General features: G+C 72.7%; 10 protein-coding genes. All 10 read right to left on the bottom strand.

The features are described from left to right. Positions 1 to 193: 193 nt before the first annotated feature. Entirely contained in the window at positions 194 to 1,315 is a 1,122-nt protein-coding gene (locus tag WBA97_RS13780; RefSeq protein ID WP_424231177.1) for a hypothetical protein, read from the bottom strand. A 14-nt stretch (positions 1,316 to 1,329) separates the two neighbouring features. Next, a complete protein-coding gene (locus WBA97_RS13775) occupies positions 1,330 to 3,573 on the bottom strand; it encodes a hypothetical protein (protein ID WP_424231176.1) in 2,244 nt (747 codons plus the stop codon). 10 nt (positions 3,574 to 3,583) lie between these two features. Continuing rightward, a complete protein-coding gene (locus tag WBA97_RS13770; protein WP_424231175.1) occupies positions 3,584 to 5,026 on the bottom strand; it encodes a hypothetical protein in 1,443 nt (480 codons plus the stop codon). Continuing rightward, on the bottom strand, positions 5,019 to 5,537 hold the full coding sequence (locus WBA97_RS13765; protein WP_424231174.1) for a hypothetical protein: 519 nt from the start codon (positions 5,535 to 5,537) through the stop codon (positions 5,019 to 5,021). Before WBA97_RS13765 ends, WBA97_RS13770 begins: the two co-directional genes overlap by 8 nt. 1 nt (position 5,538) lies before the next feature. Then, positions 5,539 to 5,886, bottom strand: a complete 348-nt coding sequence (locus tag WBA97_RS13760) for a hypothetical protein (RefSeq protein WP_424231173.1) — start codon at positions 5,884 to 5,886, stop codon at positions 5,539 to 5,541. Further along, complete coding sequence (locus WBA97_RS13755) at positions 5,886 to 7,877, bottom strand: hypothetical protein (protein WP_424231172.1); 1,992 nt, start codon at positions 7,875 to 7,877, stop codon at positions 5,886 to 5,888. Before WBA97_RS13755 ends, WBA97_RS13760 begins: the two co-directional genes overlap by 1 nt. Next, positions 7,874 to 8,479 (bottom strand): hypothetical protein, encoded by a 606-nt coding sequence (locus WBA97_RS13750; protein WP_424231171.1) that lies wholly within the window; start codon positions 8,477 to 8,479, stop codon positions 7,874 to 7,876. The genes WBA97_RS13755 and WBA97_RS13750 overlap by 4 nt, the downstream gene beginning before the upstream one ends. Continuing rightward, positions 8,479 to 8,979, bottom strand: coding sequence for a hypothetical protein (locus WBA97_RS13745; protein ID WP_424231170.1), 501 nt, complete (start codon positions 8,977 to 8,979; stop codon positions 8,479 to 8,481). The genes WBA97_RS13750 and WBA97_RS13745 overlap by 1 nt, the downstream gene beginning before the upstream one ends. 3 nt (positions 8,980 to 8,982) lie before the next feature. After that, positions 8,983 to 10,455: a hypothetical protein gene (locus WBA97_RS13740; RefSeq protein ID WP_424231169.1), complete on the bottom strand. Its 1,473-nt coding sequence runs from the start codon at positions 10,453 to 10,455 to the stop codon at positions 8,983 to 8,985. Beyond that, the coding region (locus WBA97_RS13735; protein ID WP_424231168.1) for a hypothetical protein at positions 10,452 to 13,491 on the bottom strand (3,040 nt) is incomplete at its 5' end. The genes WBA97_RS13740 and WBA97_RS13735, both read right to left, overlap by 4 nt.

Raw genomic sequence — 13,491 nt, 5'->3', positions numbered from 1 at the left:
CCTCCCCAAACGCCACATCATCCGCTGCCTCAAACGCTACGTCGCCCGCGAAATCCACCGAGCCCTCACCACAGACCTCACCAACCCCACAAACACCCCTTGACATCTATAGGAGCATCTTTCGGGGCATTGAAATCGCCCCGATGACCAGCGGAAGCGGCGGCCACGCCCCTCCGGAGGGGACGAGCCAGGATCAGCGGAGTTGGGACATCGTGCGGGCGAACGAGATCCATTCGGCGACGTCGCCCTGCGTCGCGCGCACCCCCGCCTGCTGCATCAGCTCCAGCAACTGGCCGCGACTCGCGTCCGCGAGCGCGCCGACGGTGTCGATGCCCGCCCGCGCCATCACCGCGCGGGCCTTGGTCGGGACGGCACCGAGCTTCGCGATGTCCGCGTCGACCACCTCTTCCAGGTCCGCGTCGATGCCCAGCGCCGCGGCCACCGCGGACTGCGCGCCCAGGGTGGTGCGGACGATGGCGGCCTCGCGGGATCCGGTCTCGTCGACCATCTCGGCGATCGACTCGAACCGTGCGCTCGCTGGCAGGACCTTGAGCACGTCGCGGATCGTGCGGCCGTCGCCGACCTGGTCGTCGCCGTAGGCGTCCAGGAACTCGGCCAGCTCGAACGACCTCGGGAACTTGTCGTCCACGTCGTCGGTCTCCACCACGAAACGGCCGAGCATCGCCGCGTTCTTGAGCTTCGGGCCGAGCACGACGTCGACGCCGAGCGTCTCGACGGCGGGCAGCACGATGGTGCCGGTCTTGGTCTCCCACACGCTGACGGTCTTCTCGAGGAACTTGGTGGTGCCCATGTACTTGCCAACGTCGAGCACCCCAACGTAGTTCGGCGTCTTGTCGGTCAGCGGCAGCACGTTCTTGAACTCGTGGGTGGCGTCGTGGATCCGGTTGATCTCCGCGCGGAGCTCGTCGAGCAGCGTCCGCAGGCTCGCCCGCATCGTGGCCATGCAGGTGAACGCGCGTGCCACGTCGGAGCCGAGGTGGTCGAGGTCGGCCTCGATGCGGTGGAACCGTTCGTTGAAGCCGAGTTCACCGGTCGTCGCGCCTGCCTGCACCACGTTTTCGCCGTCCACCCAGTCGTCGTGCTGGAAGGTCCGCGCGAACGGCGGCGGCTGACAGGCGGGCTCGGTCCCGGGGAACGGCTGCACGTAGTTGAACACCCGCCGCGTGCGGCCCACGTTCTCATAGATCCACGACGACACCAGGATGCTCGCCTCTGCGGGCTCGATCCCCTTGGTGGTGAACGCCTCGTACAGCTCGGTGACGGTCAGCCCGTCGTAGTTGATCTGGTTGGCCATGACTGGCCCTCCCCTCACTCGTAGACGCCGCTGCGCGTCCTGCGCTGATAGGTACGGAAGGTCTTCGCCACCGCGGGCAGCAGCGGCTCCGCGGTGCCGTCACCGTCGAGGTCCACGTGGTCGCGACGGATCGCGTACGTGTTCACCTCAACCCCGATCGGGTGGACACGGCGCAGCGCGTTCATCAGTCGCTCGTACTGGGCGAGCGTGAGCACGGCGCCATCGGGCAGCTCAACGCGGAACTCGTAGGGGTCGGTGTTGCCCGCCCGCTGGTAGGACACGACGACCACGGCCAGCAGCCCGGCATCGGCGGCACGCAAGATCGTGCGGCTGCCGACCGCCTTGATCTCACCGTCGGCACCACCGAGCCGCACCAGGTACCAGCGGAACCCGGTGGCCCTGCGCTCGGCGAGGTTGAGCCCTCCCCCCGGCAGCCCGATCACGCTCACCACGAGCAGCACCCGGCTCCCGTTGTCGGCCAACGGAAGCGCGGCGGCGATGCCGTTCGCGCGCAGTACGGCGACGAGCCGGGTCAGCCGGTCGACGGCGGCGGGCTGACCCGCGACCAGCGCGCCGGAGAACGCGGCGTCCAGTTCGATCGTCTCCACCAGCTCCTCCGGCAACGCGGTGAGCGCGGTGACGACGGGGCCCGGGTCGACGATCGACGGCAGCCCGGCGGCGGCGAACGCCTGGTGCACCGGCTGGCCGGCCGGGCGTACCGGCACGGTGCCCCACCGGGTGCGGGCGGCCGCGTCGGTGAGCGTGGTCCATGGTGTCTCGCCGCGGTCCGCCCAGTCCCGCCCGGCGGCGGCCAGTCCCCGCACGAGCAGCGCGTTGCCGCCCGGGTCGCCCGGTGCGTGGAAGAGCGCGGACAGCTGCTGCACGGAACCGGGGGCGGCGGTCGCCGGGCCGGTGATCGCGAGGCCGCCGGTCGGCAGGTGCGACAGGTACAGCGAGCCGGTGCTCAGCCGGTGCACGGTCGCGAGGCCACACCCGTGCCACAGCCACGCGAGCTCCGGGTCGTCCCCGGCGGCGGGCACCCCGGCCGCGCGGATCGCGGTGACCAGTGCCTCCGCGGTCGTGTCCCGGCCGGGTTCCCGGTCCTCGTCGAGGACCCTGGCCCGCACGTCGGCGGCCTGTGCGCTCGTCGGCACCGCGATGTCAACGCCGAGCCCGAGCTGGTACCGGCTGCCCGCGGCGGCGTCCTGCGCGCGCTGGATCGTCCACCGGGTGCCGAAACCGATCGCGGCGCACACCCGCGCGACCCGGTCCAGCGCGTGCGCGAGCGGCGGGGCCAGCGCGTGCGCGGCCGCGACGACGAACCCGGCACGCAGCCGGGCACGCAGCGCCTCGATCTCCGCGAGCCGCCGGGCGGACAGCCTGCGTCCCTGGTGGATCCCGTTCGCCTGCGGTGCTGGCAGGACGAGACGGTCGCGGCGCAGCTGGGTCAGGAAGTTGTCCCGGTGCTGCGCACCGCCGACGCCGACGAGGTGGATGGCGACCGCGAACCGGTCGTCGGTCTCGACCAGCGCGGGCCGCGCACCGCCGGGCAGGTCGGCGAACAGGCCGTCCAGCAACCGGGTCACCGCACCGGGGCTCGGCGCGAGGAACCGCCGGTACATCCCCAGCCGCAGCGCATAGTCCACATCGGACTCCCTGGCGCCGTGCCGTGCGTACACCTCACCCGCGTCCTCGTCGTACACGAGCTGGTCGTCGAACCGGGTGACGCCGAGGTCGGCGCCGATGCGGTCGAGCGCGTCACGCCGGGCCAGGTCGAGGGTGCGGTAGGCGTGCACCTCCCGCGCGGCCCGCCTCAGCCGCACCTTCTCCTGCCCCAGCAGGTACAGCAGGCGCCCGAGATTCCCCTCCACCACGGCGAGTTCGACGACACCGGTCACCACGTCGGCACCGCGCCGGGTCTCGACCGCCACCGCGAACACGGGCACGAGCGGCTGCGCCGCGGTGTCCGGCACGAACACCGGCAGCGACGCCCCCGCCTCCGACCACGGCGCGAACTCGACGGGCCGCTGCCCCTCCCCCTCGATCGTGACCGCCACCTCGACCGCCTCCTCGCCGAGGTCCTCGAGGAGCACGGCGAGCAGCACCGGGTGCCGGGACGTCCAGTCGACCGCGGCCTCCCCCTCGGCGTCCAGCGGCACCCGCACCCGCCGGGAGGCACCGGCGTAGGGCCCCGTGAGGTGGTCGAGCAGGTTCTGCTCGACCGCGGCTCCCGGTCCGTCGAACGCGACGCGCGCCATGGCCCTCCTCCTAGACGATCGTGAACGGCGCCGGGTTGTCCCGGTCGACGTAGGCCGGGATCTGGTTCGCCGCGAGGGTCGCGTTCTCGCCGGGCCCGAGCACCTGGGTGCCGTCACCGGCAGGCGTGGTCGCGGTGACGACGGTGCCCGCGTCGGCGGGGAACCGCACCAGCCGCAGGTCGCGCACGTCGGTCACCCCCGGCTCGTTCATCAGCGTCCACATCACCTCGGCCACCCGCACCGGCTCACCGAACGGGAGACCGTCGACGTAGGCCCGCAGCCGGGTGTGCAGGCGTGCCCGCAGCTCGGCCGCGGCGCTGGAGGAGTTGACCGCGATCCGCGAACCGGTCGGCAGTGGCAGGCCGCGCACGACCAGGTCCGCGGTGACCCCGATGCCGACCTCCTCCGCCTTCTCCACCGACGCGAAGATCCCCACCGGCCGCAGATCCTCGATCACCGACTCGACCGAGGCGTGCAGGCCGTCCTGACCGTCCCAGATGGCGGCGGCGGTCGGCGCGACCAGCACCGTGAAGTAGTACGGGTTGCCGAGGTCGCGCTCGCTCGCGAACACCCGCTCGATGAAGGTGAAGTTGCCGAAGATCGACTGGTTGATGTCCAGCCCGCCCCTGCCGTCGAAGACCTGCACCTGACGCACGCCCGGCACGGTGCCCACCGCGAGCCCGACCGCCTCCGCGGTCCAGATCGACCGGGGCGCGGCGAGCAGCAGCTGCCGGTAGCGGGCGTCTGGCACGGTCAGCTCGCCACCGGTGAGCGGCGCGGTGTGGGTGATCTCGGTCAGCACCTCGCCCGCCGCCTGCTCGGCGGCGACGAGGTCGGCGAGCGCGGTGTCCGCGTGGTTCCAGCGGTCGATCCGCTGGTTGGGCTGCGCCGGGTCGAGGTTGTGCTCGGGGCCGGGGAAGAACGCCGCGACCGCCGGGGTCGCGACCGGCTGCGTCGCGGTGAGCACCACGGTGTCCTCGAGTGCCACGTGGTGGCCGCCGGGGGTGGCGAGCCGGGCGCCACGCGGCAACACGAGCCGCGGGTGCGTGGCCGGGAGCGCGGCGATCAGCGTGACGGTGATCGTGCCGGTGGCCTGCAGACGCGGGCGCGGGACGCCGAGATCCTCGCCGAGCCGGGTGAGCGCGTCACCGGAGGCGGAGACCACGTAGCCGTTGTCGTACACCGACCCGATCGCCGCCCACACCCGCGCGTCCTCCAGCGCGGTCAGCTCGAGGATCTTGCGCAGGACCGAGCCACTGGTCAGGTCGACGTCGTCGCCGAACATCAGCTGTGCGGTGGCGAGCTTCTCGGCCAGCAGCCGCACGTAGGACTTGGGCACGAACCCGGTCTCGGTGACGCCGAAACCGGTCGAGCCGGTGGACCGCAGCACGGCCGCGTCGATCGCGAGGACATCGGTGTTGTCCGGCGGTGCTTCGAAAAGTGGCTCAGACATTGGGCAGCGCTCCCAGGTCGACCGCCAGCACGTCGCCGACGACGGTCTCGAACTGGACGTTGACCGCGAGCGTGCGTGCGTGACGCAGCGCCTCGCGGGTGGCGTCGTCGGCCGGGCCCTCGGGGTCGAGCCTGCCGTCGTCCAGGTTGACGTCCACGATCCGGTGCACCCTCGGATCGCGGTCGAGGACGGTGATCACGCCGATGCGCACCCGTTCGCGGGCCAGCACCGGCTCGGCCGGTTCGGCGAGCGCGTTGAGCCCGTCGAACCCGAACGCGGTGTTGAACACGTCGGACTCGCGCAGCGTGGTGAAGGCGACCGACAGCGCCTGGCCGAGGTTGTCCGGGCCGCGGACGACCGCGAGGTCCCGCCCGCCCGGCGACCCGGTGAACTCGATGTCGCGGGCGAGGTCGATGCCCGGCATGGTGAGGGGGCACGCGAGCCCCCAGCCGAGCAGGCGGTCCCGGCGGGCGACGCGGTCGGCTTCGAACCGGTCGGCAGGCTGGTTCATCTCACACCGCCGTCATCGTGGTCTGGTTGGCCTGCGCGGAAAGCGCGGCCGGCTTGGGTGGTGGGTGGATGCCGTCCGCGGTGCCCGCCAACGTGTCGAGCAGGACGGGGGCGTTGCCCACCGTCAGCTTCGTGGCCTGGCCACCGGTGACGGCCGCGACCGTGGCGCATTGCTTGCTGCCGGTGTTGGTGTCGGTCACCGTCGTGCAGGAACCCACCGACTTGCCCGCGACACCGGCGAGCACGAGCACCGGGTTGCCCGCGACCTTCAGCTTCGCCTCACCCGTCGCGGACACGGCGCCGTTGGTGGCGCAGGCGATCCGGCTTCCCTCGGTCAGCACGCCGGCCATCAGTGCACCTCCATCGCGTTGGTGACCTGGACATCGACGGTGGCGGCCTTCATCGTGATCGTGCCGGTGCCCGCGTCCAGGTCGATCTTCTTGCCGGTGATCTCGACGCTGCCGTCCTGTTTGAGCACGAGCTTCGCGCCGCCGGTGTGCTCGATCGTCACGCTGTCCTGGTCGCCCGCGCGTGCCGGTCGCGTGCCCTTGGCCTGAAGGCTCGACCGTCCCACCCGGACGGTCAGCTCGCCGAGCTCGATCACCCGGTTGCCGTCGCCGTCGGTGAGGTCGTGCACGACCTTGCCGGTGTGGTCGCCGACCGACTCGGTGTCCGGCACCGACGCCCGCTTCTCCGTGGCCACCCCGACCGGCAGCGTCAGCCACCAGTCCCCCGGCTCGGAGACCGGCGCGTGCCCGGACGGCCACAGCGCGCCGAGCTGCACCGGGTCGTCGGTGACCCCGTTGCGGAAGCCGAGCGCCACGCGGGTGCCGGGGTAACGCGGCAGGACCAGCCCGCACCCGCCCCACGCGAACGGTGTCAGGTAGGCCACGCCCGCCACGGGCGTCGGGGCGTCGGCGCGGACCGGCAGCCTGCGCACGCCGTTCGGCCGCCCGTCGGGCCGGGCGAGGCCTTCCCGCACGGTCTGGGTCTGCGCGGGTGGTTCGACCGGGCCGCTCGCGTTCGTGGTGGTCACGCGGACCTCGCCGACCTCGAGCGTGCGGGTGTCGAGCCGGGTCGCCCGCGCGATCCTGCGCACCGCCTCCGCTGCGGCCTCACCGGGCGTGGCCGACGAGGTGCCGGGCGGCGGCGCCGAGGGGGTGGCGTCGCGCCACACGTCCCACGCGGCCGCGGCGCTCGCGATGACCACACCCTCGACGACCGTCGCGAACCCCTTGGTGCGGGACTGGGTATGCCGCACCGACCGGACGTAGGCGAGCTTCGCGTCGCCGGTGAGCGTGCCCATCGACGGCAGGAACGGTGCGGCGAACGCACCCGCGATGGCGCCGCCGACGCCAGGCAGCGCCGACCCGCCCTCCTCCGGTGGTTCGAACCGCACCACGTCGCCGGGCTTGAGGTCGGACCTGCCCTTGAGCGTGAGTGTCCACACGGCACGCTTCGGTGGTGCGGTCGCGCTCGCGCCGGTGTCGGCGTACGGGTCGGTCTCCTCCTCGCCGCGCTGCTCGCTGTGCAGCAGCCCGGTCGCGAGGGTGAGGTCCTTGACGTCCGGGGACGGGAAGGGGAACGGGATCGGCCGCTTTCCGATGTGGACCGTGCCGTCGCGGATCAGGACCATGCCGCGCCCGTACAGGTTCCTGCCGAGCTGGATCGCGTTCGCGATGCCCTCGACGGCGGCCAGGTACCGCGTGCCTGCGGCGAACGCGACCTCCTCACTGCCACCGGCCTCACCCTGGGCGTGGGTCATCGTGTCGTCCGGGTTGGTCTCGTGGAGGTGGAAGTTCGAATGCGACCGGGTGGCGATCTGGCGCAGAGCGGCGGCGAAGCCGGTCGCGGCGAGCGGCGCCGGGCCCGCGAACCGTCCGCGCAGCAGGGCGTACGCCTGTTCCTCCAGGGTCAGCTCGGTGTCGTAGCCGCGCTCACCCGCGCGGCGGCTGGACTTCGTCAGCCGCAGCTCGGCCACCTGGGTCGCGGGATCCAGCGGGGGCGCCGCGTTCAGGCCGATCATGTTGGTGAAGTACGCCTTCGCCGTGGTGTTCGCGTCGCGCCAGAACAGGTACAGCCGCACCACGACGTTCGCTTTGACGGACTTCAGCAGCGCGAAGTGGTCGTCGGTGAACTGCTCGATGGTGATCTTGTACGCGCCCGGCGCGAGGCCATCGGGCAGCGTCGCGTCGATGCTCGCGTAGTAGTGGGCGGCGTCGACGGTCAGGAACGGCGCCGGGACGGCGGCACCCGCGGCCTCGCGGTGGAACGTCAGCGCCCACCCCGCGTCGTTGCCGAGCGTCCCCATCTTGATCTGGCCGAGCTGCTGCGGGATCATCGCGCCACCCTCCTGCGCTGCTTCTTGTCCGCCAGTGCGATGAACTCGGGCCGCAGGTGGATCTCGGACTCGATCTTCGCCGTCAGCGGTCGCCGACGGAGCACGAACCGGTGCACCGGGGGCGGGCCGAACACGTCGACCGCCAGGTCGACGGCCCGCACGCCGAGCGCGACGAACGAGCCGAAGTCGCCTGCGCCGCGGACGGTGCCCGCGCACAGCCGCCAGCCGAGCACCGCGACCTCCACCGGCCCGCAGGTGCGGCGCAGCCCGACGACGAGGGGCACCGAGCCGAGGGCCTCGTCCTGGCGCAGGACCACCAGCCGCAGCGGTGCGCGCTCGGCAAGGCCGGGCGCCGCGAGCGCGGCCGATGGCCGGTTCGCGGTCTCGTCGTCCGAGGTGGACACGAGGTCGAGTGGGTCGGCGGCAAGCCACTGGTTGGCGAGCCCGGTCGGCAGGATCAACGCGGCGTGCACGGCCGCGGTCAGCTCGATCCGGTGCGGCAGCCCGGCCACGAGCGAGTCGCGCACCTCGGTGAAGCCGTCGGGCAGTGCCCCGTTTTCGCGCTCCGGCAACAGGTACCGGTCGATCGGGAAGGCCACCATCACGACCCCCCGAAGTCCGCGAGCGCGCCGATCCCGACGCTCGCCACGTCGAGCAGCTTGCCGAGCAGGCTCGGCCGGGGCAGGTGTGCCATCACGAGCGACACGTCGAGCGCGTCGCGTTTGGCCGAGGATGCGGTGAACGTGAGCGACTGCACCTGCATGTCGGTGCGGATGGTCATCGAGGTGATCAGGATGAGCCCGCCGAGGGTGCCCTTGCTGTACGCGGCGAGCGCGGTGCCGCGCTTGCTCGCCTCGGCCATCGTCTCCAGCGCGAACTTCCACGCGTACCGCTCGGCGCCGACCAGCACCCCGGTGAGCGTGATCGTGTCGTCGTGCGTCGCGACGATCGCCTTGTGCGCGGTGGAGCCGATCGGCGGCAGGTGGTAGGTCTGCGCGAGCAGCATCTGCGTGACCGACCACAGTGGAATCGGCAGGATGCCGTCACTGATCACGGCGGACGGCACGTTCTTGTACCGCATGAAGCTCTTGGTGATGGCCATGGTTCATCGCCCTCCCCTCGGCGGCAACGGGATCGTGGGCCCGGTCGGGGTGACCCGCAGCCCGAGATCGCGCAGTGCGTCGGACACGTCGACCACCTCACCCATCGCGCTGGTGACCCGCAGCCGCAGCCGGTGGCCGGTCAGGATCTTGCGGATGGCGGCGGCCCTCGCGGCGTCGGAGAGACCGGCGGGCAGCCGTTCGATGTCGGCGGCGGCGCCGCGCATGGTGATGATCGCGTCGACCACCCGCTCGTCCGGCACGAAGTCCGGCACCTCGGTGCGCCACCTTGCTAGCTCGGTACGGAAGGTGTCCGCGTCGTCGCGCAGGTTCTTCGCGAGGTTCTTGGTGAGCGCGGTGGCGCTGCTCACGCCCGCCGCCCGGTGGGACTTGTCGTCGATCACCCACACCCAGCCGTCGTGCCCGATGCCGACCAGGTCGGTGCCGCCCTCGTTCGGCCGGTAGTCGGGCCCTTTGAGCAGGATGTCCAAGGCGTTCAACGAGAACGCGGCCGTGAACTCGCCCTGGGTGGCGCGGCCCCAGTGGGTCATCCAGGTGCGGATGTTGGCGCGGAACCCGCCCGGGGTGAGCGGGCCCTTCGCGCTCGCCTTGTAGCGAGCCCACGCGTCGGCGAGCGCCGCGGGGTTGTGGATGGCCAGCTGGTGGACCACCCACACGTCGGTGCCGGCCGCCACGATGTCGCGGAGCTCCTTGTCCGCGATGCGTTCCAGTGCCGCGGCGAGGCGCACGGGGTCGGCGTGGAAGCCGCGGGAGCGGGCCTTGCCGAGCGTGTCGACGGCGGCCCGCAGGTCGGCCAGCTCCGCGTCGGTCAGGCCGAGGCCCTGCTCCAGGTCCCGCAGCGCGGCCGTCTTCGCCGCCTCGGACTCCGAGGACACCACCCGCCACAGTCCGGCCGGGTCCTCGGCGGCGACCTTGCGCATCGCGGCCTGCTGCCCGGCGGGCAGCCCGGCGAAGGCGGGCCGCAGGTCCGGCTCGGTGTGGCCGCCACCGGGCGCGGTGGTGCCTTCGAACTCGTCGATCAGCGTCTGCGCGTAGACGGTCGGGTCGTCGCCGGACAGGCGGATCGGCTCGTCGCCGAGCAGGCCGCCCCTCGGCGAGCTGAGGTCGCGCATCTCGGCGTCGAGGTGGTCGAAGTAGTCGCCGAGCGCGGACACCCGCACGCCGGGCGGCACGTCGTCGCCGCGCAGCACGGAGTCGAGGATCGCCGCGACGTTCTCGCGCAGCACCTGGATCCGTTCCAGCCGGGTGATCGCCGGGCCCGCGTACACGTCGCCGACGTCGTCGAGCACCCGCAGGATGAGGTGTTCGAGCAGCGCGGCCGCCCGCCGGTCGCCGCCGCGGCTGTGCCTGCCGACCGTGTGCACGAACCCGCGCAGTCGCGGGTTCGCCCGCGCCGCGGCGCTGATCGCGGCGGTGTCGAGCCTGCGGCCGACACCGAGGCGGACCTTCCCGGTCACGGCGGTCCCGCCTTTCCGGAGGTCGATGTGCCGGGCGTGCGCGCCGAGCTCTCGGAGTCGAGCACGGCGATGACGAACCGCGCGCCTTCGCGGCCGCCGACCGCGCCGGTGATCCGCGCCTCGCGCTCCACATAGGACAGCAGGGGCGCCATGGCCTCCGAGACCACCCGGTCCAGCACGGCGTCGCTGACCAGCTCGGTGATGAACGCGGTCAGCAGGTCCCGTTTGGCGGCCTCGATCAGCATCCGGTTCCACCGGCGGACGAGGTCCGCGCGCGCCGCGCCGCCACCCGCCAGCAACCCCGCGCGCAGCCCCGACTTCAGCCCGGTGCGCAACGCGGCCACCCCGCCCCGGCCCGCGCTCTTGGCCACCGCACCGCCGACGGGCACGAGCGACAGCGCGAGCCCGAGGTAGGCGGCGAACAGCTCCAGCTCGACCACCGCGCGGTCGAGGACCAGTTCCGGGTCGATCAGCGCGCCGTGCAACCGTTCCCGCTCGTGTGCGCGGACCACGTCGGCGGCCGCGAACGCGATCCCGGCCGCGATGCCGAGCGGCGGGCACAGGACGGCCAGCAGCGTGATGCCCGCTGTGATGCCGAAGGTGGTCAGCTCGCTACGCCCGAGCTCACCGCTGAACAGCCGGTCGATGCCGAGCGGGTAGAAGGCGTCGCCGGCGAAGAACTCCCCCAGCTCCTCGTGCACCCGCAGGTGGATGCCCTGCAGTGCGTACTGGCTGCCTGGCACGGTCGCGGACGGGATGTGCTGGCTGAGCTGGCTCGCGCGGAAGGCGAACCAGGCGTCGGCGCGTGCCTTCGCGAGCATCTCGGCGTTCTGCGCCGACATCTCGGTGAGCACGGCCAGCAGCTCGGCGCGGATCGCGTCGCGGTTGTCGCGGAACCTGGCCAGCAGTTCCGGCACGTCGGCGATCTGCTTGACCAGCGGGTCGATGCCTTCCGCCTCGCCCCGGCGGGTCACCATCGCGCTCTCCAGCTCGTGCGGTGTCCACAGGACACCGTGCGAGTCGCGGACGCGGGTGACGCCGTCCTCGGTGACGATCTCGCCCTTCTCGCCCGCTCCCGTGGTCTGCTCGGCGGTGAGGAACGCGCCGGACAGCGCCCGTGCCGCGGCGAACCACGCCGTCGCCGGGTTCGCCGCCGCCGCTGCCGCCACCAGGTCGCCGCCGGTGGCCTTGTGCACCCACGACGCGGCGTCGTGGCGGCGCAGCGCCGTGCGCAGTTCCCCCAGCTCCACGTAGTCGGTCAGCTGGCTGACCATGAGCCGTTCGAAGATCGGGGCGTACTGCTCGAATCTGGCGAGCCTCGCCTCGATGCCCTGCCGGGAGGACAGGAGGAGCTGCAACAGCAACGCCTGGCTGCCGGACACGAAGATCTCCCCCACCGCCTCCTTCACCGAAGGCGTGAACTCGGTGAGGAAGTGCAGTTCCCACGACGCGGGGCTGGTGATCCACCCGCCGTGGACCTTGGGCCAGTGCTCAGCGTCGCGGTAGGTGGCGAGGGTGCGCAGCGCCAGCCCGTGCAGGCGCGGCACGATCCCGGCGAGGTGGCGGAGGAACTGGGTGGCCGGGGAGGCGACCGGCCGGAACCGCAGCGGGCCGAGGTCACCGGTGCCCTCGGGGACCGGCTCGGTGAAGCCCTCGCGTTCGCTCGTCGTGATGTAGGTGCTGATGCCGGCCGCCCGCGCCCGCAGCGCGCCGGCGGCGGTGAGGCAGAAGTTCGCGGCGAAGTAGCAGGGCTGGATCTGCAGCCGGAAGGCGAGGTCGTCGATCAACCTCCGCAGCTCGTCGCCGACGGGGCCAAGCTCGGTGACGTTCGGCTCCCCGTTGAACGGTGCGCAGACCGGCGTCTCGCCATCGGAGCGGACCACCGGGAACCGGTTGGTGACCTCGTCCTCGCCTGGCACGGTCGGCAGGGTCGGGTCGACGACGAACCCGCCAGGTCCGCCGGTGCCGCCACCCGTGCCACCGCCCATGCCACCGCCCGAACCCGGCGAGCCGTCACCAGCGCCGCCCGAGCCCGGCGAGCCGTCACCAGCGCCGCCAGCACCGCCCGCGCCACCGCCGCCGGTGCCCGTGGCAGTGCCACCGCTCCCGCCGCCCGCCTCGCCACCCGCGCCCTCCGCCTGCTGGGTGGCGATCGGTTCCGCAGCGTGCTCGGTGGCGACCGGCCAGAGGTTGGCGCTGCCGGTCCAGTGCAGCGTGGCCGCGTTCGCGTCGTCGGCGATGAGCACGACGAAGTGCGTGCCGATCCGCACTATCACCACGCACACCGGGGCCTTGCCCGCCAGCATGGTGAGCTGCTCGTCGGCCCGCCGCTCGACCTCGGCCGTGACCGCCTGCCGGACCTGCTCGGCGTACTCGGCCGCCGACGTCGTCGCCAGCTTCGGCGCCGCGGTCTCGATCTGCGCCTGGATGCCAGCGCCCATCAGCTCGTCGATCACCGCGACGAGCTGGGCCCGGTCGGTCACCGCGCGCTTCTCCACGCTGCCCGGCGCCACGGGCGGGTCGCCGAAGGTCACCTCGAACCGGCGGGTGGCCGGGTTGTAGGCATCCGAGCCGAACGACTCGAAGGTGAACGTCGTGGCGGGATCGGTGTTCAGGACGACGACCCAGTGCGGGCCCGCCGCGGCCTGCTCCTTGATCACCAGGCCGCGGGGCACCCCGCCGGGGAAGGGCCCGAACTGGCGCACCGCCTCGGCCACGAGGTCGCGGCCCGCCACCGCGTCGGTCGCGCGCAGCACCCGCCAGGTGTGGCCGACCCTGGTGACGACCTCGTCCTCGAAGATCATGACCTCCGCGTCGGACCCGCCGTCGTCGTAGGACGGCACCCGGTAGGTGCGCAGGACGTGGCGGGCGCGGTCGCGGTCGAACGGTTCCGAGGGCGGCTCGGCCAGCGGCGGCGCGGCGCCGGACTCCGGCCGGGGCACGGGGATCGCGAGCACGTCGTGCACCGCCGCCCGCAGCAGGTCCTCCAGCGTCTCCCGCGCCTGCCATGGCACCTGGCCCGCGGCCGGGCCGTGC

The sequence above is a fragment of the Actinophytocola sp. genome (assembly GCF_049647105.1).
In the GTDB taxonomy this organism is placed as follows: domain Bacteria; phylum Actinomycetota; class Actinomycetes; order Mycobacteriales; family Pseudonocardiaceae; genus Actinophytocola.
Note: the sequence above shows the minus strand (reverse complement) of the source record. Positions and strands in the feature narration are given on the sequence as shown.